Here is a 26,242-nt window from a genome sequence, read left to right on the forward strand (position 1 = left end):
AAACCGGAGGCGTAGCAAAGCTGCGCTGAGGATTGCTTTGCGGCTGGCCGCAGCAATCGGCCTTTATCGGTGACCGCGAAAGGAAGTGTTATGGATACTATTGTTCTGGCTACCAACAATAAAGGTAAGATCAAGGAACTTTCCGCCATGCTGGAGCCGTTCGGCGTGACCGTCAAGGCGCTTTCCGAGTTCCCGGAGATCGGGGAGATTCCCGAGACCGGCGACACCTTCAAAGAGAATGCCTTCATCAAGGCGCGCGCCGTGGCCGAGATCACCGGACTGGTCGCCGTGGCCGATGACTCCGGTATTGAAATCGATGCCCTCGACGGTCGTCCCGGCGTCTACTCTGCCCGCTATGCAGGTGAAGAGTGCAACGACCACGCAAACAACGAGCTGATGCTGGCCGAAATGAAAGACGTGCCTGAAGAACAGCGCACCGGCCGTTACCGCTGCGTCATGGCTGCCTCGGCTCCCAACGGTGAAGAGATCGACACTGACGGTGCATACGAAATCCGCGTTGGTCACGGCTACAAGGGTGATGGCGGCTTCGGCTACGATGTCATCGTCATTGATCCCGAATTCGGTTGCCATGTGGCCGAGCTTGACGCTGAGGTCAAAAACAAGCGCTCCCATCGCGGTAAGGCCATGCAGAAACTTCTCAAACTCTGGCCCGAATTTTGGGAAAAGGCCCAGCGATAGAGCGGTAAACGGTATAGTCGGAGGTTCCCATGCCTCGCTTGTTTGTCGGAATTCCCGTTCCGGAAGAGTACCACGTTAGAGTGGAAGGCGTTGCCGCCGAGCTAGGTGCTGAGCTGCGGTCCAAGGTGCGCTGGGTGCGACCAGCCAATGCTCATCTGACGCTCAAGTTTTTGGGCGGGGTAAACGATGAGCTGGTGCCTGAGGTCGAGGCTGCCTTGGTCCGGATCGAATTCGATCGTTTTGCGATGCAGGCAGACTGTTGCGATGGGTTTCCTTCCCTGAAGCGGCCCAAAGTCGTCTGGGCAGGAATGACCAAGGGGGCGGACGAATGTACCGCGCTGGCCAAGCTGGTGGCGGATGCCTTGGAGCCGCTCGGCTTTGAGCAGGATGCTCGACCGTTTCGGACGCATCTCACGTTGGGCCGGGTCAAGAAGCCCGTTGCCGAGGACTGGGAAGGGCCGCTGAACGCCTTTGCCGAGCCGTGGCCCGAGTTCGAGGTGAACCGCTTCGTGCTTTGGGAAAGCGAACTGACTCAGGATGGTCCCATCTACACTGTGCGGCGGGAATTCCCCTTGAAGTAGCTCCGGGCCTTTTGCCTTTCTAGAACGGCGGCGAACTGGTATCCTGCCGCAATCGCTGCCGAGGTTTTCATGAATACGATGCTTCCCGAACATATTGCCTTCTACGCCCTGACTCGCAAAGGAGCCAAGCTGGCCCGCTCCATGGCCGATGCCATGGGCGGTACGGTCTTCGCCACCACCCGGCATGCCGGGGACGAGGATATGCCGTTCGACTCCCTGACCGATTTGGTGGCTGAGACATTTCACCGCTTCGACGGCCACGTCTTTATGGCGGCCGCAGGGATTGTGGTTCGCTGCATCGCGCCGCATATCAAGAGCAAGGAGACCGACCCTGCCGTGGTCTGTCTGGATCAAGAGGGGCGGTTTGCCGTGAGCTTGTTGTCCGGCCATCTGGGCGGCGGCAATGCTCTGGCTGACCGCTGTGCTGACGTTGTTGGCGGACAGGCTGTCATCACAACGGCTACGGACTCGGCGGGCGTGGTGTCCATGGATATGCTCGCCAAAGAAAAGGGCGCTACCATCGGCAACATCGAACAGGTGAAGGTGGTCAACGGCGCGCTGCTGGATAAACGGACAGTACAGGTCTTTGATACGAAGAATTTTCTTGGTCTGAAAGACAATGATCTGTTCGAGGTCGTGAGCAAGGATCAGTGGCAGATGGGGGCGCCGGGCGTCTGGGTGTCGGTCTACGATGACTGCCCGGATGCGGACGCCCTGTGGCTCTACCCGCGTGTGCTCATGCTCGGCGTGGGGTGCCGCCGCGGGATACCGGGCGATGAAATTTTTGATCATATCCGCAACGTGTTCGATCTGTCGGGCCTGTCCATGGATGCCGTGGGCGGACTGGCGAGCATCGACGCCAAGAGCGACGAGCCAGGTATGTTGGAAGCTGCCTCTTCACTGGGCGTGGAGCCTATTTTTTATCCCAAAGAGGTGCTCGACAAGGTCGAGGCCCCGAATCCGTCGGGCATGGTCATGCAGCGCATGGGCGTTGGGTCCGTGTCCGAAGCCGCAGCCCTGCTTCTTTCCGAAGGAGGCGAGCTGTTGGTGGAAAAAACAAAGACAAAGACCGTGACGCTGGCTGTGGCCCGCAAGCGGTAAAGGAATACGAATATGCTGACAGCCGTGAGCCTCGGGCCCGGAGATGAAAGTTTGCTGGCCCCGGCGGCGCGTGCCGCCATTGAAGGTGCTGATGTTGTGGCCGGATACAAGGGCTACATCGAATTGGTGCCGTCCGAACTGCTGGAAGGAAAGGAAGTAGTGTCCACCGGCATGATGGGCGAGGTGGAGCGTGCCAAGGCCGCTATTGAAACTGCCCGTTCCGGCAAGAAGACCGTCATGGTCTGCAGCGGCGACGCAGGCATTTACGCCATGGCCGGATTGCTGCTGGAAATTCTTGAGGCGGACAATCTGCTCGACGAAGTGCCGTTTTCTGTGGTGCCGGGTGTGGCCGCTTTCAATAGCGCCGCCGCACTGCTGGGCGCACCGCTCATGCACGATTTTGCCTCTGTCAGTCTGTCCGATCTGCTCACTCCTTGGGAAGTTATCGAAAAGCGTCTGCGACTGGCCTCGGAAGCGGATTTCGTCATAGCCATTTACAATCCCCGCTCCAAGAAGCGGAGCGACCATTTGCAAAAAGCACTGGACATCATTGGTGAAAATCGCGCTGTGGAGACTCCGGTCGGCATCGTAGGGCGGGCCTATCGAGAGGGGCAGGATGTGCGTGTGGTGACGCTGGGCAGTGTCGATCCGGAAACCGTTGACATGCAGACAGTCCTCATTGTGGGCAATTCCGCTACCCGCAAGTGTGGGGACAGGATGCTTACTCCCAGAGGGTATCACCGGAAATACGATATAAAAAACAACGGGTAAATGTGGTGAAACCCCTTGCCTTGCCCCGTGTTTTTCAGGTAAAAGCAAGCGTCTACGATGGCATCCCCTGCTTGACAGGTGGAGGATACTTATTTATCCCGCATAAGTAGAGAGTGTGACAGTTTATTTTTTTGCAACAGGAGGAACTAGGTAAATGAAAAAATCTCTGATGATCAGCCTGATGGTTGCTGCCCTGGTGTGCGTTTTCGCTCTGCCCGCAGTTATCGCTGGTAATGCCCCCGCCGACACCATGGTCCTGAAGGCTCCCGCTGGCGCCAAAATGACCAAGGCTCCGGTGGACTTCACTCACAAGAAGCACGCAGAAGACTACAAGATCGACTGTATGGTCTGCCACCACAAGGCCACTGACAAGAACGCCATCACCGGTTGTTCTGTCGAAGGTTGTCATGCTGACGCTTCCAAGGCCGCCAAGAAAGACCCCAAGGGCTTCTACCAGGCCTGGCACAGCAAGAAGTCTGACGCTTCCTGCGTAGCTTGCCACAAGAAAGAAAAGAAAGCTGGCAAGAAGGTCCCCGTGGCCTGTAAGGAATGCCACCCCAAGAAGTAATTCGCTCGGGTAATTCGGGGGGGGGCTGTGAAAAACAGCTCCCCCTTTTTTCCAACCTCTGTCCAGGGAGGAACTCATGACCCCGGCCCCCCCGCCCACTGACGACAAACTCGATCCCACCGAAATGCTGAACGACGGTCCCGACACCGAAGGTTTCGACATGGATAATGTCGACGCCGATTTCGAGCAGGAGCTCGAAGATCTGTTCTCCGACGACCTTGAAGAAGATGAAGCCGCTCTTGGTGAGCTTGCCGAGGCTGACGATGACGAGCCCATCGTGCTCGATGACTTTGTCACGGCCGAAGAAGACGTGGTTGAGATTGAGGAAGACGCCGTTGTGCTTGAAGACGTCGCTGAAGAAGCTGACGACGATATGCTGGTGCTCGACGACGTGGCGGAGGATGACGGCGAAGAGCTGATGGTCCTGGATGACGTGGTGGAAGAGGCTGACGAAGAAATCATGCTACTGGACGACGTGGTGGAGGAAGTTCCTGCCGACGCTCCGGAAGCAGACGATATTTCCGCGCTGGTGGATGACATCGCAGAAGAGAATGCGGCGGAACCCGAAAGCGCAGACGATGAAGAGATCATCGAACTCGACGATCTGGTGGACGAAGGCGGCGATGACGACCTCGCCGATCTGGATTCCCTGCTCGAAGAGGGCGATGACGAGCCCATGGTTCTGGAAGAGGTGGTCGAAGAGGCCCCCGCAGAAGAGCCGGCTGACGACGATATTATTTCCCTTGAGGACGAGGCTGAAGAGATCGTTCTCGACGATCTGGCTGACGTCGAAGTCGGCGACGAGCCGGAGATCGTTCTTGAAGACGACGGTGAAGAGATCCTGCTTGAGGATCTGGCCGAATTGGCTGATGAGCCGGAAGCGCCTGCAGAAGAAGCCGCAGACGAGCTGATTCTTGAAGACGTGATGGAAGTAGTCGATGAGGTTGCCCCGGTAGAAGAAGTCGCAGCAGCCCCTGAGATTGGCGAAGACGTTGTCGACGCGGTTGCTGATGACGAAATCATGCTCGAAGACGTGATGGATGAGGCTGCAGAGGCTCCTGTGGATCTCGAACTGGCCGCGGAAGTCGAGCTTGAAGCAGAGCCTGAGGCTGCTGTTGAAGTTGAGGCAGAAGTCGCTCCTGCCGCCGCAGATGATATTTCCCTTGAGCCAGAAGATCTCATGGACGTTGCCTTGGCAGAAGAGCCCGAACCGGAACTGCCGGTTGAGGATGCTGTAGAGGAAGCGGACATTGATCTTCTGATGGATGAACCCGGCGAAGTCGAGGTCGTGGACGACAGCGCTCCGGTGCTGGATGGTTCCGACGAGAACGACATTGCTGAACTGGCCGGGCTGGATGAGCTTGAGGAAGACGAAGGCATGGAAGACATGGACTCCCTCCTGGACAACGTCGAGGTCGATGTGTCCGATATCGAGTCCCCCATGGAAGACGACGAGCATATCGCTGAACTCGATATGCCTGACGTCGAGCTGGCAGACGTTGAAATGGCAGACGTTGAAATGCCTGAGGTGGATCTTGACGCCCTGGATGTGCCAGATGCCGAAATGCCGGATGTCGATATGGCCGCTGTGCTCACAGCCGAGGCCATGCCCGAAGATGCTGGCGTGAATGTTTCTCAGGATGTGGATGTGGATCAGCTCCTCGCCGATGTGCGGGACGAAGTCTCTGAATCCGCCGTGGTTGCATTGGAAGCCAAGGTCCGCGTGCTTGAGGCGCGTGTAGAAGAGCTTGAGACTATGCTGCGCGAAGAGATCGCCCAGCTTGTTCCTGCAGAAGCAGCCCGCATTATCCGCGAAGAGATCGCCGCGCTGGCGCAGGAACTGGACGACTAGCCCGGTTCACAAAGAAGAAATGCATTCGCCCACCCCGACAGTGTCGGGGTGGGCGTTTTTTTGTGGGGGATAAGTGTGGCCTTTTAGGTGCCGCAGAATGTCTGGCGTACGCGCTCTTCCGGCTGGGGTGGTTCCATGTACTCCGCGTGTTCTGGCTGGTCCTCAAAAGGATTCTTGAGGATGTCGATGAGTCGGTGGGCAAGGGAAAAATCATTGTGATCTTCCGCAGCACGAATGGCAGCCTCAATGCGATGATTTCTCGGAATGAAAGTCGGGTTGGAGCGACGCATGAGTTTGCTGGCATCTTCTTGAGATGTGGTGGCGTCGATTTGTGTCCGCCAGTCCTTGAGCCATGCTGTGATTGCGTCTCTTGATTCAAAGAGAGCCGTGAATCTTTCTGAGGCATCAGCAGAACGAGGCACGTCGCACAGTTGCCGGAAGGCTACCGTGAAGTCGACGTGATGCTCATGCATGAGGTTGAGCAGGGCTTTGACCTGTTGAAAGTGTGCATCGCAGGCGGCGAGGCCAATCTTGCTGCACATGACGTTTTGGTATTCGTTCTTGAACGCGGGGGTGAAGGTTTGAAGGACTGACTCTCCTATACTGCGAGCCTCCGCCTCATCCTCACTGAGCAGTGGCAGCAGACAGCCGCCAAGACATGCCATGTTCCACTGGGCGATGGTGGGCTGGTTGTTGTATGCGTATCGGCCTTGTACGTCGATGGAGCTGAATACGCGGTCCGGGGCGTAGTGGTCCATGAAGGCGCAGGGGCCGTAATCGATGGTCTCGCCGGACAGGGCGGTGTTGTCTGTGTTCATGACACCATGGATGAACCCTACGCCCATCCACTTGGCTACGAGACGGGCGTGCGCAAGGCAGATATGCTCATACAGTGCGGCATAGGGATTCGCGTCGGTGCGGACTTCGGGGTAATGACGGTCGATGACGTAGTCAGCCAGAATGCGAACTTCGTTTTCCAGATGTCGGGCTGCGAAAAATTCAAAGGTGCCGATGCGGATATGGCTGGAAGCCACACGGGTGATGACACCGCCGGGGTGGTCCTCCTCGCGGTGCACGGTCTCGCCGGTCGTGACCATCGCAAGGGCGCGTGAAGTGGGGATGCCAAAGGCGTGCATGGCCTCGCTGACGATGTATTCACGCAGGACCGGACCGAGGGGCGAACGGCCATCGCCGCCTCGGGAAAACCGTGTCTTGCCGGAGCCTTTGAGCTGAATATCAAAGCGGCGGTTGTCCGGCGCGACAACCTCTCCCAGCAATACGGCGCGGCCATCTCCCAGTTGCGGCACGAAGTGGCCGAACTGATGCCCGGCATACGCCTGCGCTAGAGGTTCCATCCCTTCCAGCAGTTCATTGCCGGAAAAGATATTGGCCAGCTTGGACTTGTCATCTGGCAAATCCAATCCGAGCGTTCCAGCCAGTGCCGTGTTGAGGCGGATGAGCCCCGGTCTCTCTACTGGCGTGGGCTCGATGCGTTGGTAAAAGATCTCGGGCAGTCTGGCGTATGTATTGTCAAAGGACATGATTAGCCTTCCAGCAGTTTGTCCCATGCGGGCAGCAGGGTGTCGATGGAGTTGGCCAGCAGCCGCATGAAGCGCAGTTCTATGTGAACCATCTCCTCGTCTTTCTTTCGCAGCCATTCGGACATCCAGGCGAACCGGAGGCCGAGGATCAGTTCCGGCAGTAGGGAGAGGCTTTCTTTGTCCAGTTGGCCCCTGTCATTAAGGGTTCTGAGCAGCGTGACGGCCAATCCGTGGACCAACGCGCGCGGCTCCTCAATACCGACACAACCAAAGCAGTTCGCAACGTCAAACAGCGCGGGGCGTATGCCCATGAACTCCCAATCAATGACAGCGGCTACGGAGCGGTCATTCCAGATGATGTTGAGGGGGTGAAAGTCCCCCTGACACAGAGCGGTCGGCAGGTCGTTCCAGGCTTCGAACAGCGGGACCAGCACGGGCAGGACCGGCAGCAGGTCTTCATGCACGTCAGGACGGCGGGGCGCGATGGTGCCCATCAGTTCGTTGACGTAGTCCTCCAGAATGAAGGGCGGATCGTTGTCGAACTCATGTATGGAGTTGCCAGCCTCATGCAGGTCTGCAGTGAACTCTCCCAGCGATGCGCCGCGTTCGGTGTGGGTGACGAATTCCGGCTGGGGCAGAGGGTCGCCCGGCACAAAAGGAGAGATTTGAAAATACTCACCCTCTTTCTCCACGCAGAAGCGGCCATCCGGTCCGGGGAGATATGCCGGGATGGGCAAGCCTTCCTTTTTCAGCGCATCCAGGGTGCGACCGATCTTTTCGCGGCGGTCGAACTGGCCGGGGCGAAGGTGCTCCAGCATCCAGATGGCGCCGGTGTTGTCTTCCACGGCGGTTCTTCCGAGGCAGCGTTCAGGACTGCCTGGCAGCAATACATCAACGGAGACCGACTTGGGTGTCAGTCCCCATAGGGTGAGATTGTCGAGCATGAATCAGATTTTCCGGATATCGGCGATCTTGCCGTTATATTTTCCTGGGTCGTTGAGGAGAAAGTCCACCAAACCGCGTGCGGATTGCTCGGGCGTGAGAAGCAGGCCTTCGTCCTTCCATGGCTGGAACACTTCCTTTAACTGGGAGGCACAGTGTCCTTCGCTGTTGCGGGCCTGGAACTGCATCTGCGTTTCCACGATGCCGGGTCGCCAGATGACGGTGGTGATGGGCGGGGCTTCGGCGGCCAGTTGGCGGGCGAGGTGTTCCTCGGCAGCCTTGGCTGCGCAATATGCGCCAATGCCGGGCTGAGCGCGCTCTGCCGCACCGGAGCCGAAGAATACGGCAAGGCCTTCGCCGCGCCACAGCAGTTGCGGTACGGCGTGGCGGATAAGCTGGTGGGCAGCGGTCACGGATGCGTCCATCACCTCTCGGAAACGGGTTTTGTTCAACTCCCAGACCGCCGGGCCGGGCGCAAGTATGCCCGCGGCGTGGATGAATCCGTAAAAGTCACCGAATTCGATGCCTACCTGTACCAGTTCCTGCGCCACATTGGACGTCGACACATCGCCGCTGATGCACACGGCCTTGACGCCGAGGTCTCGGCAGGCTGCGCTGGTCTCAAGCAGTTTGTCTTCTGAACGGGCGCCGAGCACGAGGTTGACGCCTTCCTTGGCAAGCTCCAGAGCCAGAGCCTTGCCGATTCCCATGGATGCCCCGGTCAGGACCAGGGTTTTATTCTTGAGCGAAGTCATATACGATGCTTCCTTTCTTGGTCTAACCATATCCTTACGCGAGAATCAGTCATATGTCATTGAAAGTGAGCAAGCGTCGTCCCCTGGTGGCTCAGTCCGAAATCCGTAACATGTCCATCGAGTGTGCCAAAGTGAAGGGCATCAACCTCGCACAGGGCGTGTGTGACCTGCCCGTGCCCGATGAAGTCCTCAAGGGTGCCGAGGCTGCCATGGAGAAGGGCACCAATATTTACACTCGTTTCGATGGCCGTTGGGAGCTGCGCAAGGCCATTGCCGGCAAGCAGAAACGCTATACCGGCATGGACGTGAATCCCGAAGGGCAGGTGGTGGTTTCCGCCGGTGCTACGGGTGCGTTCTACTCCGCCTGTCTCGCCCTTCTGGACGAGGGCGACGAGGTCATCGTGTTCGAGCCGTACTATGGCTATCACATCGTGACCATGGCCTCCCTTGGCATCAAGCCTGTCTACGTCACGCTGGAACCGCCGTCCTGGGAGTTTGTGGCCGAGGATCTGGAAAAGGCCGTGACATCCAAGACCCGCGCCATCATCGTGAACACCCCGTCCAATCCTGCGGGCAAGGTCTTCACCCGCGAAGAGCTTGCGTTGGTGGCAGACTTTGCCGACGCCCACGACCTGTTTGTGTTCACAGATGAGATTTACGAGCACTTCGTGTTTGACGGACGGGAGCATATCTCTCCGGCCACGTTGCCGGGCATGAGCCGACGCACCATCACCATCTCCGGCCTGTCCAAGGTCTTTGCCATCACTGGCTGGCGTCTTGGCTACGCCATTTGCGACCCGGAATGGGCGCTGGCCATCGGGCATTTCAGCGATCTGGTCTATGTCTGTGCCCCGGCTCCACTCCAAATCGGTGCGGCCCGTGGCTTGGATGAACTGGGCCCGGAGTATTATCAGGACGTTTCCGACGATCACGAAAAGAAACGTGATCTTTTCTGCAACACCCTGCGCGAGATCGGGCTCACTCCCCACGTCCCCGAAGGCGCATATTATACGCTGGCTGACGTCTCCTCACTGCCCGGCAATACTGCCAAGGAACGCGCCCTTCATCTGCTGGAAAAGACCGGTGTAGCTTGCGTGCCCGGCTCGGCTTTCTATCAGGGCGAAGTGGGGGAAGGACTGGCCCGGTTCTGCTTTGCCAAGGAGATGCCCATTCTGGAAGACGCCATGGCGCGGTTGAGGAAGTTGTAGCTATGAACGAGAAGCAGAAGCAGGAGTTCAAGGGCTTTGCCGCGGCCGAGATCGAGGAGTTGAAAAAGGAGATTCCCCGGCTCAAGGAGTTGGTCAAGCCCGTGGCGCCGGACAACGCCATCGGTCGCATTTCGCGCATGGACAACATCGTGAACCAGTCCGTGGCCAAGGCGCAGCTCTCCAAGGCCAAGGTTCGACTGGTGCGTCTGGAAGAAGCCCTGAAGCGGGTGGATGAGGACGAGGACTTTGGTCTGTGCATGGATTGTGGCGATCCCATTCCCATGGCGCGGCTCAAGGCCATGCCTGAGACGCCTTTCTGCGTGGAGTGCGCTGAATAACAACTTCTTTCAGTGTGATCATTGACCGGCTTCGACATGCCGGGTAATACATACCGGCCTTTCGTTTTTATTTGGAAAGACGGATTGTATCTGAGGATAGCATGTCGGGAAAGCCTGTCGTCCCTGTGGATGAAGAAGCTGTAAAAGCGGTCATCCAGAGCAAGGAAATATATACGGCATTTCAGCCAATCGTCTCGGTCTCCACCAAGTCTGTGGTGGGGTTCGAGTCCTTTTCCCGTGGCGGCAACAGTATGGATCCGACCATGTTGTTCCATCCCGATCTTTCTCCCGAGACCAAGCTGGAAGTGGACAGATTGTGTCGTGAGAAGTCGCTCCTGCAATTTCGCAGTATTCTCGGCTCCCGCGATGACCTGTTGCTGTTCATGAACATCAACCCCGCCATCCTCTCCCATGTGAAGGAGAAGTCCTCCTACCTCAAGGAGCAGATTGAGGCGTACGGCATTGATCCCGAAAACGTGGTGGTGGAGATTCCCATGTGTGCGGCTACGTCCATGGTGGTGCTGGAGTATGCGGATCTCTATCGCAGCTTTGGCTTCAAGACAGGGCTGGACGCGTGCTCCATCCATGACACCTGGGGAAAGCTGATCTCTGCGCTCAAGCCTCAGTTCGTCAAAGTCGGGCATTCTTTTTATGACGCGAATGACTCTGCCCCCTATGCGGCCAAGGCGCTGGAAGGGTTGCTCGAAGTGGCCGACAAGGCCGGGTCTGTCGTTATCGGGCAGGGCGTGGAAAAGGAGGAGGACTCCTTCCGTCTACTCATGTCCGGCATCAACTTGCAGCAGGGTTTCTACTACACCAAGGACGAGAAAGATATGACGGGCGATCCGACCCGTATGTTCTTCCGCAAGATCGCTGCCACCTATGATCGCTACAAGAAGGTGCGCGGGGCTGAGGTGAAGAGTAGAAAAGAGCGCGTCCACGCCATGTTCAAGAGCGTAACCGCTGCCTGCAATCGTTTCGTCAATGTCCCGCAGAGCAAATTTGAAACCTCATGCAGGGCGCTGTCCACCAAGCTCGATGAGATCGTCTCCATCTTCGTGCTCGATGGTCAGGGCATACAGCTTACCTCCCGGCCCCATACCGAGCCCGCTCCAGGGCGCTCTGCCTGTGATGGTATCGTGGGTACGGGCGTAGGGGTGGATCACTCCCTCAATGATTACGTCGTGTATCTGGATATGGGCTACGGTAAGTTTGTCTCGCCGCCCTTTACCTCGCACTATACTGGCGAGCCTGCCTGTATCGTGAGCAAGCCCTTCATAGGTGACGGCGGCAAGCGCTACATCCTGTGTGTGGAAATGCCGTATCCGGCGTAAAGATCGCTATTCCGCTTCGGGCAGCAGCTCGATTTCCGACAAATCCAGCTCCTTGCTGATGTGCGAGGCAAGACCGATACCGGCCTCGCGGAATACGTTGAAAGACGTATGGACGCCTGCCTCACGCAGAATATCCACTTCATCATCGTACTGGGCAATCGCCGCGATCTCGCCGGGGAATTGGCGTTCGCGCAGCTTCTCGGCAATGTGCAGCTGAGTCTGCAGGTTAGGAATGGTGAGGACGATGAGTTGCACCTGTCCACCGGTTTCCGGGAGCTTGCTCCAGAAATCGGCGTCTGTGGCGTCTGCCAGGGCCACCTGATAGCCTTGCTCCAGCAGTCGGTCCACGGTGACGTCCGAAAAGTCGAGCCCCAGCACGACCGGGCCGTGTTTTTGCGTGAAGTATCGATACGTGCCTTCACCCACGCGGCCCATGCCGAAGATGATGATCTTCCATGTGCCAGCTTCGTACGGTTCTTCATCAGGGTGACGTTCTGCCGTCTGAAACCGTCTGAGTGAACTGCTGAAGCGATCGAAGAGGCAGTCTGCCGTGCGGTTGAATGGAGCGGCCACGACAAAGGAGATGGACAGGGCCACCGCGATGGCCAGCAGCCAGTCTGACGAGAGCCAGCCGGAGTTCACGGCAAGGGTGCCCACGATGAGACCGAATTCACTGTAGTTGGCAAGGTTCCAACTGGTGATGAAAGAGGTCCTCGCCTTGAGCTTGAACCGGGTGAAGAGCCAGAAGAACAGGGCAATTTTGAGCGGCAGGGCACAGATGAGAATCATGGACGCCCCCAGCGTCTGCATGGATGGCAGCCCCGCCAGCCCGATCTCAAGGAAGAAGCCCACCAGCAGGAAATCCTTGATGTTCATGAGGGAGTTGGCCAACTCCTTGGCCCGGTCATGGGACGCCAGCATGATGCCCACGATCAGTGCGCCCAGATCCGCCTTGAGGCCTACCGCTTCAAAGGCAGCGGCTCCGGCCACAAAGGCGAGGAAGAAGCCGAACAGTACCTGCAATTCGCCGTGACCGATGCGGTCGAGCATCCTGATGAAGATCCATCGCGCCACTGGCAGGATGGCGATGAGGGCCAACGCCCACGGCGTGGGCAGCTTGCCCGTGGAGAAGGTCAGAAACAGGACCGCAAAGATATCCTGCATGATGAGGACGCCGATGGCTGTGCGGCCATTGAGGGAGCTGGAGCGTCCGCTCTCTTCAAGGATTTTTACCGCGAACACTGTCGACGAGAAGCTCAGGGCAAAGGCCACGAGCAGGGCGGTCGTCCAGTCGAGCCCGGCAAAGAAGGCGAGCCCGGTAGAGGAAAGGCCCATGAGTCCCACGGCAAAGATTCCCACGGTAATGAGCATGTGGATGGTGGCCCCGCCCCATACTTCGGGGCGCAGCAACCCTTTGATCTTGAGCTTGAGGCCGATGGAGAAGAGCAGAATGGTGACGCCGATGTCCGCGATCTCCTGAAGAACCGGTCCGGTCTGGTAGCCCTGTGTGGACAGGGCGAATCCTGCAGCAAGATACCCCACCAAAGGGGGGAGGTTGATGAGGCTTGCAAGGTAGCCGCATCCGAAGGCGAGCAGGATTATGAGCGGATCCATCGGGTCTCCTATCGATTGATTTTTTCCTGACTGCGAACCACGCCACGGGTGACGATGCCGATTACCAGTGCGAACATGAAATAGCTGACAAGGCACTGGAAAATGAGCATCAGCTTACCGTCCCATGTCTGGGGAACGAAGTCGCCGAAGCCAAGCGTGGTCATGGTGACCACGGTATAATAGAGGGAATTGATGAATATGTCGCCACCATTTGCGGTGAAGTTGAATGGCAGCGGGGCCTTGACCATGATGTGGATGCCTTCCAGTGTCGCGTTGACCAGCGTGAATCCGGCCAGCATGTTGAAGTAAGTGGTCAGCAGCTTGGACACGTCGCCCCATGTGGCGACATTGCCCGGCTTGAGCATGACCGGGATGAAGTGCAGGAAGGATTTCAAATGCCAGATCAGGACGGTCAGCACCACCAGAGTCATGGCGATGATGCCTTCGTTATAGGCTCCGAGGATGACGCTGGTAATGCCTGCCAAAAAGCCGACAATGCCTGACGCAATAAGGGTTTCGCGGTCGGCAAGGGTGCGCAGGGCCGCGTGCGTCTTTTTAAGGTAGGCGTTGCGTCTGTTATGGAACAGAATGCCTGCTGTAGCGACGATGCTGCCGTTGAGGGCGGCCAGAGATATGTCGGCCAGATCAACCGAGTTGTCGTTCAGGTCGGCGGTCAAGTGAGTCGGGAAAAGCTCGCTGAGTACGATTAACGTCACCACCCCGAAGAACAGGCTGGGGACGTAGTGGGTCAGGAATGCTTTGCTCAGGGCGGATTGTTGTTTCTTGCTCATGCGATTTCTCCCAATCAATACGCAGTATTGTCATAGAAATTCGCATGGCGCAACAAAAGTGGATCAGTCCGGGGTGCTCAGTCGTATGATGGTACGTGATTCCGGCTTGATGACCTCGAAGGTTCTTGCCCAGTGTTTTTTGATCAGACGGTCCATGAGGCCGGAATCCTTGGCCTTGGTCAGGGCGGATGTAATGAACTCGGCCAGATTAGGCTCGGATGGGGTGACGTAAAATACGAAGTCCCGATCATAGACGAACATCAGATGCGGTTCGATGGCGAGTTGGCGATAGCTGTCAGCCTCTTCGAGAATTTCCGTGAAGCCGCGCGGGAAATAGTCCACGCCCCGGTCGCCCCTTTCCAGCATGCCGTAGAAGAGACGCCAGTTGGCCAGTTCCAGGACGGGGAGGTCGTTGAACTTCCATATGTCCGCATCGAACCACTGAGTGCCGAGCCCTGCAGTGAGTTTTAGCGTGCGGAGTTGCTGGGCAGATTTGATGCGGCTGAAGGTGTTCAATTGGTTGCGGTTCACCAGCATGATACGATGACCGATGAGACCGTTGGTCAGGGGAACATGGGTGCTGAGGTACTTGTTGTCGCGCTCCTCACTGCTGATCAACCACAGCACATTGATTTGCCCCCTGTCGAACATGCTGCGCTCCCGCAGGTGAGGCAGGTTCGGGAACTTCTCGATTTCCACTTCATGCCCGTCCATTTTCAGAGCAGTAGTGAGAATATTGAAGAAGTATTCATGTTGTCCATTCTCGTAGATGGGCATGCGAAGCTTGATTTTCGCTGCCATGGCCGAAGATGCGGCCATCAAGATAAAGGATAGGGCTGCGAATAATATAAATGTAATCGAACGCGAAATTCTCATGGTCGCACTGTTTGATATTTAGTTGTATCAGTCAATGATATATTTGCGAGACTCTTTCCAAGTAGCTGCTTTTGTGCACCTTAGAGGGAGCGACAGTCGGTGTGTTTGGCAGAAAATCTAGAGAATTTCCAGACAATTGATTCGGCCAGTTTTCGGATGCAATCGGTCGCTCAACCCTTGACTATCTTGGTATTCTGGCTTAACAAACCTCCTCTTTGCCCGCGCTGGATGGGATTTTTGCGCGTGGAGACTGATAGATTATAGGGAGATAGGACACTTGTTCGAAAGCCTGCAAGATAGACTCGGAAATGCCTTTCAAAAATTCAAGGGCCAGAAGCACCTCACCGAAGACAACGTCAAGGAAGGGTTGCGTGAAGTCCGGTTGGCGTTGCTCGAAGCGGACGTCAACTTCAAGGTCGTCAAGCAGTTCGTCGATCATGTGAAGGAGCGCGCTCTTGGTGATGAGGTCCTCAAGGGACTGGAACCTGGACAGCATATCATCAAGATCGTCAACGATGAGTTGATCGAACTCCTTGGTGGCGAGCAGCAGGACCTTGATATCAAGGCCAAGCCGCTCAAGCTCATGATGGTCGGCCTTCAGGGTTCCGGTAAGACGACCTCTTCCGGTAAGCTCGCCCTGTTCCTGCGCAAGAAGCACGGCAAGAAGCCGTACCTTGTCCCTGCTGACGTTTACCGCCCGGCAGCTATTGACCAGCTGACCACGCTGGCAAAACAGCTGGACGTTCCTGTCTACCCGTCCACTCCGGACATGAATCCGGTGGACATTTGTCAGGACGCGCTGAAAAAGGCCGAAGAGCTCGGCTGTGACCTGGTGCTCTTTGACACCGCGGGTCGACTGCACATTGATGAAACGCTCATGGATGAGTTGGAAAACATCAAGAAGTCGTGCAACCCGCAAGAAATTTTGTTCGTGGCAGATGCCATGACCGGTCAGGACGCCGTGACCGTTGCCGAGGCCTTCAATGAGAAGCTCGACATCTCCGGTGTTATCCTGACCAAGATGGATGGTGACGCCCGTGGTGGTGCCGCCCTGTCCATCAAGACCGTTACCGGCAAATCCGTAAAGTTTGTCGGTGTCGGTGAAAAACTTTCCGAATTGGAACTCTTCCACCCTGATCGTATCGCCTCGCGCATCCTCGGCATGGGCGACATGATGACGCTCATCGAGAAGGCGCAGACCGAGATCGACGAGGAAGAGGCCAAGGTGTTGGCCGATAAAATGGCCAAGGCCGAGTTTGACTTCGAAGACTTCCGCAGTCACATGCGCAAGATCAAGAAGCTCGGAAGCATGGAAGGGCTGCTCAAGATGATTCCCGGTATGGGGAACATGATGAAGCAGATGGGTCAGGATTCCCTGCCCGAGGACGAGATGAAGCGCACTGAAGCGATCATCAGTTCCATGACCATGCAGGAACGTCGTCAACCCAAGCTGATCAACCAAAGCCGAAAAGAACGTATCGCAAAAGGTTCCGGTGTGACCGTCGCGGACGTCAATGCGCTCATCAAAAACTTCAAGCAGATGAGCCAGGTGATGCAGGTCATGATGGGTGGCGGCAAAGGTAAAAAGAAGAAAGGCCTTCTCGGCAAGCTCAAAGGGCTGGCCGGTGGTGGCGGAATGCCCGACATGAGTGCAATGGCCGGTATGGACGGCATGCCCGGAATGCCCCCTGGAATGGGTGGTATGCCTGGAATGCCCGGTATGCCCGGCATGGAAGAGGAGGGGAAACGCTCCATTTCCAAGAAAACGCTCAAAGCGCGCAATAAAAAGAAAGCCGCCAAGAAAGCCAAGAAGAAAAAGAAGAAAAAGTAGAGGTATAAGCGGGATCTACGCCTCCAAGCCGAGGAAAAACAGGCGTTGGTCAAGTTTATAATAGATATCAACTTGCCAGATATAGGGCAAAAACGTATTAATCAATTATTGGGAGTATAAGTACCATGGCTATGAAAATCCGACTGACTCGTATGGGTTCCAAGAAGCGTCCGTTCTACCGCGTCGTGGCTCTCGACAGCGCCACCCGCCGTGATGGCCGCCCCGTTGAGTACCTGGGTTACTACAACCCGATGGTGGAACCCAACGACATCAAGCTCGACATGGAAAAGATCGAGAAGTGGTTGGCACAGGGTGCCGAGCCCAGCAACACCGTTCGTTCCCTGCTGAAGAAGGCCGGCAAGTAAGCACTGTGCTTCCTTAGTCCGGAATTCTATTTGGCAGCTCAAGTTCACGGCGCGAGACGACGCGCTGTACCCGGAGGTAGACGTCATGCTGAAAGAGATGATTGAGTACATTGCCAAGTCCCTGGTGGACAACCCGGATGAAGTGCAAGTGTCTGAAGTCGAAGGCGAACAGACCTCGGTTATCGAGCTCAAGGTGGCCAAGGAAGACCTTGGCAAGGTGATTGGCAAGCAGGGCCGTACGGCCCGTGCTATGCGTACCCTGCTGGGTGCAGCCTCCACCAAGGCTCGCAAACGCTCCGTTTTGGAGATTCTCGAGTAGCAACCAGCCGCTATGACTCAACACCGTACCGATGGGTTTATTCCCGTGGGTGGGGTGGCGAAGCCGCACGGAATTCGCGGGGAGTTCTGCATAAAAAGTTATGCGGACTCCCCGTTGCTTTTCGACGCGGTGCGCGCCATCTTTCTCCAGGATGGGAAGAAGACCCCCAAGCCGTTTGTCGTCAAATCCTGGCGTGAACACAAGGGGCTCGTGCTCCTCAAGTGTGCCGGAGTAGACGATCGAGACCAGGCCGAAGCCCTGCGTGGCTTTGCCGTGCTCGTTCATCAGGATGATCTTCCTGAACTGGACGAGGGTGAGCACTACATCAAGGATATGCTCGGCTGCCGTGTGCAGCTCGAAGACGGCTCGCCCGTCGGCACGCTTGAGCAGTTTTACGAAACCCCTGAACAGGACACCTGGGTCATTTACACAGATGATCGCAAGGAAATCCTGCTTCCTGCCGTGCCCGAGTTCGTTCTCGACGTGGATTTGGACGAGGAAGTGATCGTCATCGACCCGCCCGCCGGGTTGCTCGATCTCTATCTGAATCCGGAACCGCCCAAGAAAAAGAAGCCTCGGCGTCGCACGAACAAGAAGAAGGCACGTCCCAACAAGGGCGGGGAAGCGAAGTCGGAGTAGTTAATGCCTCCGGCGGCGCTTGCCAGCGGGGCCTCCTCGCCAGAGGGGCGTCTCCGACGGCTTAAGAACCTTTTGTAAAAGGTTCTTATCTCTGCTGTCTTTATCCGTAACCCTCGAAGACTCGGGAACGGCTAAAGCAAGAATCTCCAAAACTTTTTGTAGCTCGCTTCGCTCGGGTTCGATGGTTTTGGGGAGTTGTTTTTTATTGAAATAAGTTTGCGCCGACAGGCGCAGAGAGGGATTCCAAAGGGTATAGCCCTTTGGCCGCCGGAGGCGAAGTCACCTGACAATGGAGCCGAAGGCGACCTTCTATCCTGATTTCCAACCACAACGAGCAAGCAGCACCAGCATGAATTTTCATCTCGTATCCATATTGCCGCACTACTTCGAGTCTCCGCTTTCTACGGGGCTGGTGAAGAAGGCTCAGGCCAACGGGCTGGTGAACTTCGACTACGTGGACGTGCGCCACTTTGCCGAGGACATCCACAAGTCCGTTGACGACCGCCCCTTTGGCGGCGGCCCGGGCATGCTGCTCAAACTCGACACCATGGTCAAGGCGATGGATTCCATCGAGAAGCCGGGCAAGATCATGATGATGTCGCCGCGCGGCAAGCCGCTCACCCAGGCCAAGGCTCGGGAGCTGTCCACGCAAGAGGACGTCACCCTGATCTGCGGCCGCTATGAAGGCATCGATGAGCGCCTGCTGGACCTGTACGACATCGAACTGGTCAGCGTGGGCGACTTCGTGCTCAACGGCGGTGAGACCGCGGCGCTGTGCCTGATTGAATCCGTGGCTCGTTTGATCCCGGGCTTCATGGGGCATGATGATTCCGGCGAAGAAGAGTCCTTCTCTGCCGGACTGCTGGAATATCCGCACTATACGCGCCCGGAGGACTGGGATGGTCTGAAGGTGCCTGAGGTGCTGCGGGGCGGCAATCATGGGGCCATCGCGGAGTGGCGGCGGGAATGCTCGCTGACCAATACGCTGAATGATCGGCCTGACATCCTGCCCGGTGCCCATCTCACGGTGGAGGATATTGATTTTCTGCGGACCATGACGCGTACGCGACTGGGCCGCAACCTGTACATCGCGCTGTGCCATTACCCTGTGCTGAACAAGTTCGGGGAAAAGGTGGCGGTGTCGGTGACCAATCTGGACCTGCACGACATGTCGCGCGTGGCCCGGAGTTATGGTCTGGGAGGCTTCTATGCCACCACTCCCATCGAGGATCAGAAGGCGCTCGCGCAGCAGCTTCTGGATCACTGGAAAGAGGGGGCTGGTTGCAAGGCAAATCCGGACCGCGCCGAGGCTTTTTCCAAGGTAAAAGTTTTTGATGATATCGAGGCTGCAGTCCTTGACATCGAGAAGCAAACAGGGCAATCTCCCCGCCTCGCGGCTACGTCTGCAAGATTGGACCGCCGCAAGAACGCTGAGCCTGCAATGACCTACGAGGAAGTGCAAGGCTGGCTCGCCAACTCTCCTGTTTTATTGGTTTTTGGAACAGGACACGGTTTGGCGGAGGAAGTCCTCTCCAAAGCCGAGGGCATATTGCGCCCCGTTAGGTATTTGGACGACTACAACCATCTTTCGGTCAGAAGTGCGGTGGCAATCATCGTGGATCGTCTGGTCGGAGATGAGTACTAATTTTAGGAGTATTACAATGAACATGATTCAGAAAATCGAGTCTGAGCACATTCGTCTCGACATGCCCGAGTTCAAGGCCGGTGACACCGTCAAGGTTCACTACCGCATCATCGAAGGCGAAAAAGAACGTATCCAGGTCTTCCAGGGTGCTGTCCTCCGTCGCCGTCGTGGCACCACCAACGCCACCTTCACCGTTCGTAAGATCTCCGACGGTATCGGTGTTGAGCGTGTGTTCCCCATGAACTCCCCCTTCATCGACCGCGTCGAAGTGGTCTCCGAAGGTAAGGTTCGCCAGAGCCGCATCTACTACCTCCGCAATCTCCGCGGTAAGGCTGCTCGCATCAAGTCCAAGCAGATCTGGGAATAATTTTTCGGATAGGCGGGCATCTGCGACGCCGCTCGGCAAACCCAGCCCCTTGCGTATTATGAATACGCGGCGGTCCTGGCTTTACCTCACGTCGCCACAGCTACCCACCTCGCCAAAAAATTATCACTGATCATGTGATATATTTGCCCGGAACGACGTTGTCGTTCCGGGCTCTTCTGGTTTGGGCTATCTAAGGTGGTTGATGATCTCTGGGATCGTAAAAATAATAGCGATTAAGAATAAAATACCCATGTAGAGGATCCAATTTTTGAGTAATGACCATCCTCTTTTTACGCCTTTCATATTTATACCTTCACAGCAAAAGCCTATCACAATAAACCAACCATTTAGCCATAGTGGAGTGAACAGCCATACTGACCACCTACCCAATGGGATGAATACAAAGTGTAAAAGGGCTGCAGAGATCAATATGTAGAGAATTAGGATAAGTGGGCCAGGCATCGCTTTCTCCTTAGTTTATACGACGGTGAATATATGTTCTGCTTAGGTGTGTGTTCAAGTGACATCAGTAACATTTTCAGGCAGAAAAGAACGCCTATGACACAAGCTACATTGTTTACGACTGCCGGGTATGCGGCGACCGAGATTGCTGGGGTTGATGAAGCTGGACGGGGATGTCTGGCCGGGCCAGTGGTGGCCGGGGCGTGCATCCTGCCGGTGGAATATGATCTGCCCGGACTGACTGACTCCAAACAGTTGACCGCCGAGAAGCGTGAAGTGCTCTATGACCTGATTCGCGAGCAGGCTGTTGCGTGGGCCATTGGCGTGGCGTGGCCGGGGGAAATCGACCAGATCAATATTCTGGAGTCCACCTATCAGGCAATGGGCCGGGCCGTTCGCGGCATGAAGGTGTCCCCCAAGTTCCTGCAGATCGACGGGAACAAATTGATTCCCCCTTACGCGCTCAAGCGGGATATTCCGCAGGAATACGTCATCAAGGGGGATGGTAAGATTCCAGCCATCTCTGCGGCGTCCATCATGGCAAAGACCTTTCGCGACCGCCTCATGATCAAGCTCGCCAAGCGGTATCCGGGCTACGGGATTTCCAAGCACATGGGCTACGGCACCAAGGCGCACATGGAAGCTATTAAAAAGCTCGGACCGTGTCCGCAGCACCGCATGACCTTTCGAGGCGTGAAGCCCGAAGAAAAAGTGGCGGCGCAGGCCAGTCTGTTTTAATAGGGATGTATGCCTCGTCTTTCCATCGTCATACCCAACTATAATTACGGGCGGTTTGCTGACCGATTCTTCGGGTCCATAGCGGCCCAGACCATGCAGCTCGATGATGTCGAGATCCTGTTTGTGGACGATGGCAGTGATGATGACTCGCTGCTACAGGCGGCAAAATGGCAAGAGCGCATTAGGTGTGCACGATTTGAAATCCTGACGCCGCCCCGGAGCGGCAAGCCGGGGCTGGTTCGCAATTTCGGTTTGGCGCAGGCAACTGGCGATTTGTTGCAGTGTCTTGATCCGGACGATTCTATTTTTCCCGATTATTTAGCTGCCTGTGTGGAAGCTTTTGGTACGGATAATCATATCGGTGTGGTCTACACGGATTATCGAGAGCACAGTTCGCATGGTGTACGCGATGTGGAAGTTCCCAAGTTTACGCAGGGCCTGCTGCGCACACAGAATGGATTGCCTCCGGCAGCCATGATTCGCCGGTCGTTGTGGGACGGAGGCATTCGCTACCGTGACAACACCGAGTATGAAGATTGGGATTTCTGGATTCAGTGTCAGATGGCGGGCGCACGGTTTCACCACATTCAGCAGGTGCTCTACAACTACGAAATCCACGGCACCAATTTTTCCAACCACGCAGTGAGTCGGGACGGAAATGCCAAGGCGCAGATCGTCTTGAACAATACCTGTTTCTTTCACCCTGAGGTGGAAAAGTGGGCGCGGAGTTATCTTCGCGGCAGACTGCACGGGCAAGCCATGCAGCGCGGATACATTCCTACCCCGGTAGACGTGAAGAAGCTGCTCAGGGATGTGGAGAAGCGGGTGCGCGAGCTCGGCCCCAGGTCCTGATCTATCCCTTTACCAGACAGCCGCCGCCCTTGGCTTTGGCTTCATACATGGCCTGATCCGCGCGGTGGGTGATGACGCTGATGGTATCACCTTCATGATATTGGCTGATGCCGCAGGAAAAACGAATCGTTGAGGCATTGGTGGTGCGCGCCATAGCCTCATTGATGCGGTTCACAAGGGATTCGGCATCTTCCCCCGTGGCATCCATGAGGATGATGAATTCATCTCCGCCCCATCTGGCCACGAGGTCGGTGGGCCGCACATGCTCGGCAATGGTGGTCGCCACCGTTTTGAGCACTTCATCTCCGGCCAGATGGCCTTTCTCATCATTGATGATCTTGAAGTTGTCGAGGTCGATAATGATGATGGAAAATGGCGTGTTGTATCGGGTGGCCCTGTACGCGGCCTGATCAAATCCTTCTTCAAAGGCGCGGCGGTTTGCCACTCCGGTCAACGGGTCGGTCTTAGCCAGTTTTTCGATTTTGTCCTGATAGCTGTTCACCGTGAAAAAGCAGATCACGATGATCAGCACGGAAGCGGATAACCCCACGACCAATGTGCGAACCAGATTGTGGCGAGCTGTTCCAAGAGCTGTCTGCTCGTCCTGCTGCACGATGAGGTGCCACTCGAATTCCGGAATGTAGCGAGTGGACAGCAGGTAGTGCTTGCCTTCCCAGTTATACTCAAAGCTGCGGGCCGATTCGACTGGCTGGAGGATATCCTCGGCCACATCGCGGATGCCGCCTGCTTTGGTAATATAGAAGCGTTCGATGCGTTTTTTGTCCGGATGAACCTGAATCAAGCCGTCCTGATCGATCAGATAAACGTCCCGGTTATATTCTTCGCGTGCCTTTGCGAGCAGCGCCACGGCCTGATCCATGTTGACCCCAACGCCGGTGACGCCGAGGAGGTTGCCGTTGTCATCAAGCATGCGGAAGTTGACGAAGATGGTCAGCTTGCCTTCGTCAGCCTCATTGCTGTCCACATCCAGATCATATTCCGCGCCGGAGCGGGTGAAGGCATAGTACCAAATGTCGTGCGGGTCACGGGGGTTGATCTCTTTGAGGACGCCCTTATGATAATAGTACTTGTCCGATTTGGCAGACACGAAAAAAGTAGAGATGAAACCGTACTTTTCTTTGATTTCTCGAAGATATTTCGTGAGGGCAGGGACGTCGTATTCGCCTTTGATGATCCAATCCTTGAGGAAGGCATCATTTGCCATGGACGAGCTCACAAGAATCGGCCGCATCATGGCCGCATGGATTTCCGAATAAATGTTTTTTCCGGTGAGCGGCAGGGAAGAGTTGAGAAGCTCTGCTCGCACGGCGCTGCGCGTCATATTGTAATTGATGACGCTTGTCGCAAGGAACGCGGCAAGGAGGATAAAGGAAAGGGCGGTAAGCAGTTTGGCTTTTAAAGACATACCCATTTGTAAATCAACGCTTCGAAACTAACAATAGCTGCTTTTGTTACATCTCATCCGAGTCGAGGATGATGGTGACCGGACCGGAGTTGGTGAAATCGAGGTCCATCATGGCTCCGAATTTTCCCGTGGCAACTTTGCCGGGTGCGATGGCGCGGGCATCTTCAAGGAAGCGCTCGAACAGCGGTTCGGCCGTGTCGGGCGGGCAGGCTCCAGTGAAGGCCGGGCGACGCCCCTTTTTGCAGTCGGCATAGAGCGTGAACTGGGAAATGAGCATGAGGTCACCAGAAATATCGGCGAGGGACAGGTTCATGCGGTCCTGATCGTCGGGGAAGACGCGCAGGTTGATGAGCTTGTCGATGAGTTTTTTCCAGATCGGTGAACCGGCGAGTTCTAAGGTGTCGTTGCTGCCGAAGCCGACAAGGGCGAGAAAGCCGGGACCGATTTCGCCGAGGAGTTCACCCTCGACCGTGACTTTGGCGTCAGTGACGCGCTGAATGATGATTCGCATGGATTATACTGAGCGGGTGTCGATGATGAGGCGGCTTTCGCGCTGTTCTTCCATTTTCTTCTGGGCATCTTGCTGACAGCCGCGGGAAAAGGCGGACAGGAGAAAAAAGCAGACAAAGGCGAGGAAGGCGATGCCGCTGAGGATGCGCTTGGGGTTGGTGCGGGAGTCCTTGGGGATGAGCATGGAGGTCATGATCTTGCCAAAGGACATGCCGTTGATCTCGCCCTTTTTTTCTTCTTTGGGGTCGGACACGACTATTCCTCCCAGTAGGTCGCCTTGGACGAATCTTTCTCGGACACGGAGACTTCGGCCAGAGTGACGTTTTCCGGCATGTTGCCCTTGAGCTCCTTGTAGATGAACATGGCGATGTTCTCGGAGGAGGGGTTAATGTCGATGAAACACTCCACCTCGTTGAGGTGCTTGTGATCCAGACGCTCCAGCACGTCCTTGGTGCGGCGTTTGATGTCCTTGAAATCAACAAGGTACTGCACGCGTTCATCCAGCTTGTCGCCTTCGACTACGACCTCGACACCGAAGTTGTGGCCGTGCATGTTCTCACACTTGCCGCCGTAGTTGCGCAGCTGGTGCGAAGCAGAAAAATCCTGAGTAATCGTCAAACGCCATTTACCGGCCATAGTTCTTCTCCCGAACTAGTATTTGTCTTTGTCCTTGTACTCGTGGGGACGGCGATAGCCTTCCTGAAACTCTTCCACGGGGTACTTGCGCTCGTTCCTCTCGCATTTTTCGTGTGCGGCCGCAACCAGATCAATACCCAGCTCGCCGGAGATGCGGGTCAGGTAGATGAGGCAGTCGGCCAGTTCTTCGGCCACGGCGTCCTTCTTTTTTTCCTCGATCTTCCAGCTCTCCTCGCGGGAAAGCCACATGAAGTGCTCCACAAGCTCCCCGACTTCTACGGTCAGGGCCATGGTCAGATTCTTGGGAGACTGATGCTGCTGCCAATTGCGGTCATCGACAAACTGCTTGTGGCGTTTGTCGAGTTCTTTGAGAGAGTCTGTTGTCATACTTTGATTTTTTTGAAGTTGGTGAAAATACGATTAAGCTTGTCCAATGCTCCAGCATGCATGTTGTTTTTTAGCAATTCGGGTGTCAGTGGAACCGCTTTGTTGTCCTTGTATAGCTTGTGGACCATGCGATGACAGTTGGGACATAACACAGTGAAGTCATCAACAGTAACGCTGACGCCTTCGTTTTCATTATAAGATGAGTATGGGACTAGATGGTGCGCCTCGATATATCCTTTCCCGAATTTCCCGTATATTTTAGAAAAGTCTATCCCACACGCTCTGCACTTAGCCTTGAGCTGTCGCTTAACTTCCTTAACGATAGGTCTGTTTCGGCCTTCATAAGTTCTATGTGTCGCTTTAGCTCTTTTTTCTAAGTACTTTTTTTTGTCTTTCTGTCTTACATTTTGAGGAAACCCATTGGTAATCAAGTCATGAAAGGCGGGGACGATGTTAGTGTAAATATCCAGTATGTCGTTCAAATCTTGCGTCAATTTCTTCTCTGAAGGAAGTTCGACAATGTCATAAGACCTCCAGAGAATCGATGAGTTAATGTATTTGTTTCCTGCATCTTGGGTGGATTCCGAAGTGTTGAAGGCTGCTTTGGTATTGCCTATTTTGTTTTGGAGATAGTTAGCTCTTTGCTTTAGTAGTGGGTTAGCAGCAGCACCCAATTCATCAAAAAGCTTTGTTACGCCTTGAGTCAGAATTAAGTATACACGCTCCATGTCTTCGGAAAAACTAAAGACGACATACAGACCTACGCTAGCTTTCTTTTCCATTGTTGGATGAAAGATTCCTAACCAGGGCAATCTCGGCCATTTGTTTAGTGTGGGGCTGCCTCTAAAGTGATAGCCAACATCATTTCTAATTAGATCTGGGAATATATTCCCTGATAACTCTCGCATTTCTTTAGCAGGCGCGAAGCCAGTCTCGATAGGTTGATTTTGGTATTGAGGGTAGATTTGGCTAATCCTAATGAGCTCTTCTCTCAAAGACATATAGAAATCACTCCTGTACAGCTTTGTATCTTTTTACTTTCCCAGTGCATGATTGTTCGCAGGGCCGTGCTTGTCAATGAAGAAAGGCGCACA

At 55.6% G+C, this 26,242-nt stretch carries 29 protein-coding genes; 17 read left to right on the forward strand and 12 right to left on the reverse strand.

Annotation, left to right across the window (positions count from 1 at the left end):
• Nucleotides 1–90 precede the first annotated feature (90 nt).
• The 6 genes from rdgB (at nucleotide 91) to HFN16_RS08670 (ending at nucleotide 5,572) form a co-directional block, all read left to right on the forward strand.
• Nucleotides 91–699, forward strand: coding sequence for an RdgB/HAM1 family non-canonical purine NTP pyrophosphatase (gene rdgB / locus HFN16_RS08645; protein WP_168890373.1), 609 nt, complete (start codon nucleotides 91–93; stop codon nucleotides 697–699).
• Between the two features lie 29 nt (nucleotides 700–728).
• The gene (gene thpR / locus HFN16_RS08650) at nucleotides 729–1,280 is read left to right on the forward strand and encodes an RNA 2',3'-cyclic phosphodiesterase (protein ID WP_168890374.1); all 552 of its coding nucleotides are present in this window, start codon (nucleotides 729–731) and stop codon (nucleotides 1,278–1,280) included.
• 69 nt (nucleotides 1,281–1,349) lie between these two features.
• Nucleotides 1,350–2,381, forward strand: a complete 1,032-nt coding sequence (locus HFN16_RS08655; protein ID WP_168890375.1) for a cobalamin biosynthesis protein — start codon at nucleotides 1,350–1,352, stop codon at nucleotides 2,379–2,381.
• A 12-nt stretch (nucleotides 2,382–2,393) separates the two neighbouring features.
• A complete protein-coding gene (gene cobJ, locus HFN16_RS08660; RefSeq protein WP_168890376.1) occupies nucleotides 2,394–3,152 on the forward strand; it encodes a precorrin-3B C(17)-methyltransferase in 759 nt (252 codons plus the stop codon).
• Nucleotides 3,153–3,306: 154 nt separating this feature from the next.
• On the forward strand, nucleotides 3,307–3,720 hold the full coding sequence (locus HFN16_RS08665) for a cytochrome c3 family protein (RefSeq protein WP_168890377.1): 414 nt from the start codon (nucleotides 3,307–3,309) through the stop codon (nucleotides 3,718–3,720).
• Nucleotides 3,721–3,796: 76 nt separating this feature from the next.
• Complete coding sequence (locus tag HFN16_RS08670; protein WP_168890378.1) at nucleotides 3,797–5,572, forward strand: hypothetical protein; 1,776 nt, start codon at nucleotides 3,797–3,799, stop codon at nucleotides 5,570–5,572.
• An 83-nt stretch (nucleotides 5,573–5,655) separates the two neighbouring features.
• Here HFN16_RS08670 and HFN16_RS08675 read toward each other — a convergent pair whose 3' ends face one another.
• The 3 genes from HFN16_RS08675 to HFN16_RS08685 are packed head-to-tail and all read right to left on the reverse strand — an operon-like array spanning nucleotide 5,656 to nucleotide 8,810.
• Nucleotides 5,656–7,113 (reverse strand): protein adenylyltransferase SelO, encoded by a 1,458-nt coding sequence (locus HFN16_RS08675; RefSeq protein WP_168890379.1) that lies wholly within the window; start codon nucleotides 7,111–7,113, stop codon nucleotides 5,656–5,658.
• A 2-nt stretch (nucleotides 7,114–7,115) separates the two neighbouring features.
• On the reverse strand, nucleotides 7,116–8,057 hold the full coding sequence (locus tag HFN16_RS08680; protein ID WP_168890380.1) for a phosphotransferase: 942 nt from the start codon (nucleotides 8,055–8,057) through the stop codon (nucleotides 7,116–7,118).
• 3 nt (nucleotides 8,058–8,060) lie between these two features.
• Nucleotides 8,061–8,810, reverse strand: a complete 750-nt coding sequence (locus HFN16_RS08685) for an SDR family NAD(P)-dependent oxidoreductase (RefSeq protein WP_168890381.1) — start codon at nucleotides 8,808–8,810, stop codon at nucleotides 8,061–8,063.
• Nucleotides 8,811–8,863: 53 nt separating this feature from the next.
• Between HFN16_RS08685 and HFN16_RS08690 the strand changes: the two genes are divergently transcribed.
• The 3 genes from HFN16_RS08690 to HFN16_RS08700 all read left to right on the forward strand — a co-directional run bounded on the left by HFN16_RS08690 (nucleotide 8,864) and on the right by HFN16_RS08700 (nucleotide 11,690).
• A complete protein-coding gene (locus HFN16_RS08690) occupies nucleotides 8,864–10,018 on the forward strand; it encodes a pyridoxal phosphate-dependent aminotransferase (protein WP_168890382.1) in 1,155 nt (384 codons plus the stop codon).
• A gap of 2 nt (nucleotides 10,019–10,020) precedes the next feature.
• Nucleotides 10,021–10,356 carry a TraR/DksA C4-type zinc finger protein gene (locus HFN16_RS08695; protein WP_168890383.1) on the forward strand — a complete coding sequence of 112 codons (336 nt, stop codon included), beginning with the start codon at nucleotides 10,021–10,023 and terminating at the stop codon, nucleotides 10,354–10,356.
• 101 nt (nucleotides 10,357–10,457) lie between these two features.
• Complete coding sequence (locus tag HFN16_RS08700; RefSeq protein ID WP_168890384.1) at nucleotides 10,458–11,690, forward strand: EAL domain-containing protein; 1,233 nt, start codon at nucleotides 10,458–10,460, stop codon at nucleotides 11,688–11,690.
• A 6-nt stretch (nucleotides 11,691–11,696) separates the two neighbouring features.
• Here HFN16_RS08700 and HFN16_RS08705 read toward each other — a convergent pair whose 3' ends face one another.
• From HFN16_RS08705 to HFN16_RS08715, 3 genes are all read right to left on the reverse strand, one after another.
• Nucleotides 11,697–13,304 (reverse strand): cation:proton antiporter family protein, encoded by a 1,608-nt coding sequence (locus tag HFN16_RS08705; RefSeq protein WP_168890385.1) that lies wholly within the window; start codon nucleotides 13,302–13,304, stop codon nucleotides 11,697–11,699.
• Nucleotides 13,305–13,312: 8 nt separating this feature from the next.
• Nucleotides 13,313–14,095: a potassium channel family protein gene (locus HFN16_RS08710; protein WP_168890386.1), complete on the reverse strand. Its 783-nt coding sequence runs from the start codon at nucleotides 14,093–14,095 to the stop codon at nucleotides 13,313–13,315.
• Nucleotides 14,096–14,158: 63 nt separating this feature from the next.
• Entirely contained in the window at nucleotides 14,159–14,896 is a 738-nt protein-coding gene (locus tag HFN16_RS08715) for a hypothetical protein (protein WP_168890387.1), read from the reverse strand.
• Nucleotides 14,897–15,248: 352 nt separating this feature from the next.
• Between HFN16_RS08715 and ffh the strand changes: the two genes are divergently transcribed.
• From ffh to HFN16_RS08755, 8 genes are all read left to right on the forward strand, one after another.
• Entirely contained in the window at nucleotides 15,249–16,802 is a 1,554-nt protein-coding gene (gene ffh, locus HFN16_RS08720; RefSeq protein WP_168890388.1) for a signal recognition particle protein, read from the forward strand.
• Nucleotides 16,803–16,927: 125 nt separating this feature from the next.
• A complete protein-coding gene (gene rpsP, locus HFN16_RS08725) occupies nucleotides 16,928–17,167 on the forward strand; it encodes a 30S ribosomal protein S16 (protein WP_168890389.1) in 240 nt (79 codons plus the stop codon).
• Nucleotides 17,168–17,252: 85 nt separating this feature from the next.
• Complete coding sequence (locus HFN16_RS08730) at nucleotides 17,253–17,486, forward strand: KH domain-containing protein (protein WP_014323320.1); 234 nt, start codon at nucleotides 17,253–17,255, stop codon at nucleotides 17,484–17,486.
• Nucleotides 17,487–17,498: 12 nt separating this feature from the next.
• A complete protein-coding gene (gene rimM / locus HFN16_RS08735; protein WP_168890390.1) occupies nucleotides 17,499–18,125 on the forward strand; it encodes a ribosome maturation factor RimM in 627 nt (208 codons plus the stop codon).
• Between the two features lie 349 nt (nucleotides 18,126–18,474).
• Nucleotides 18,475–19,770 (forward strand): tRNA (guanosine(37)-N1)-methyltransferase TrmD, encoded by a 1,296-nt coding sequence (gene trmD / locus HFN16_RS08740; RefSeq protein ID WP_168890391.1) that lies wholly within the window; start codon nucleotides 18,475–18,477, stop codon nucleotides 19,768–19,770.
• A 16-nt stretch (nucleotides 19,771–19,786) separates the two neighbouring features.
• Nucleotides 19,787–20,137: a 50S ribosomal protein L19 gene (rplS, locus tag HFN16_RS08745; protein WP_168890392.1), complete on the forward strand. Its 351-nt coding sequence runs from the start codon at nucleotides 19,787–19,789 to the stop codon at nucleotides 20,135–20,137.
• Nucleotides 20,138–20,695: 558 nt separating this feature from the next.
• On the forward strand, nucleotides 20,696–21,337 hold the full coding sequence (locus tag HFN16_RS08750) for a ribonuclease HII (protein WP_168890393.1): 642 nt from the start codon (nucleotides 20,696–20,698) through the stop codon (nucleotides 21,335–21,337).
• 9 nt (nucleotides 21,338–21,346) lie between these two features.
• Nucleotides 21,347–22,189: a glycosyltransferase family A protein gene (locus HFN16_RS08755; RefSeq protein ID WP_168890394.1), complete on the forward strand. Its 843-nt coding sequence runs from the start codon at nucleotides 21,347–21,349 to the stop codon at nucleotides 22,187–22,189.
• A gap of 1 nt (nucleotide 22,190) precedes the next feature.
• Here HFN16_RS08755 and HFN16_RS08760 read toward each other — a convergent pair whose 3' ends face one another.
• The 6 genes from HFN16_RS08760 to HFN16_RS08785 are packed head-to-tail and all read right to left on the reverse strand — an operon-like array spanning nucleotide 22,191 to nucleotide 26,149.
• Complete coding sequence (locus tag HFN16_RS08760; RefSeq protein ID WP_348771077.1) at nucleotides 22,191–23,621, reverse strand: sensor domain-containing diguanylate cyclase; 1,431 nt, start codon at nucleotides 23,619–23,621, stop codon at nucleotides 22,191–22,193.
• Between the two features lie 40 nt (nucleotides 23,622–23,661).
• On the reverse strand, nucleotides 23,662–24,126 hold the full coding sequence (gene dtd, locus HFN16_RS08765; protein ID WP_168890395.1) for a D-aminoacyl-tRNA deacylase: 465 nt from the start codon (nucleotides 24,124–24,126) through the stop codon (nucleotides 23,662–23,664).
• A 3-nt stretch (nucleotides 24,127–24,129) separates the two neighbouring features.
• Nucleotides 24,130–24,378 carry a hypothetical protein gene (locus tag HFN16_RS08770; protein WP_168890396.1) on the reverse strand — a complete coding sequence of 83 codons (249 nt, stop codon included), beginning with the start codon at nucleotides 24,376–24,378 and terminating at the stop codon, nucleotides 24,130–24,132.
• A gap of 2 nt (nucleotides 24,379–24,380) precedes the next feature.
• Nucleotides 24,381–24,761 (reverse strand): 6-carboxytetrahydropterin synthase QueD, encoded by a 381-nt coding sequence (queD, locus tag HFN16_RS08775; protein WP_168890397.1) that lies wholly within the window; start codon nucleotides 24,759–24,761, stop codon nucleotides 24,381–24,383.
• Between the two features lie 15 nt (nucleotides 24,762–24,776).
• Nucleotides 24,777–25,148, reverse strand: a complete 372-nt coding sequence (locus HFN16_RS08780; protein ID WP_168890398.1) for a nucleotide pyrophosphohydrolase — start codon at nucleotides 25,146–25,148, stop codon at nucleotides 24,777–24,779.
• Complete coding sequence (locus tag HFN16_RS08785; RefSeq protein WP_168890399.1) at nucleotides 25,145–26,149, reverse strand: DUF3578 domain-containing protein; 1,005 nt, start codon at nucleotides 26,147–26,149, stop codon at nucleotides 25,145–25,147. The genes HFN16_RS08780 and HFN16_RS08785 overlap by 4 nt, the downstream gene beginning before the upstream one ends.
• Between the last annotated feature and the right edge of the window lie 93 nt (nucleotides 26,150–26,242).

Source organism: Pseudodesulfovibrio sp. zrk46, assembly GCF_012516435.1.
Classification (GTDB): Bacteria; Desulfobacterota; Desulfovibrionia; order Desulfovibrionales; family Desulfovibrionaceae; genus Pseudodesulfovibrio.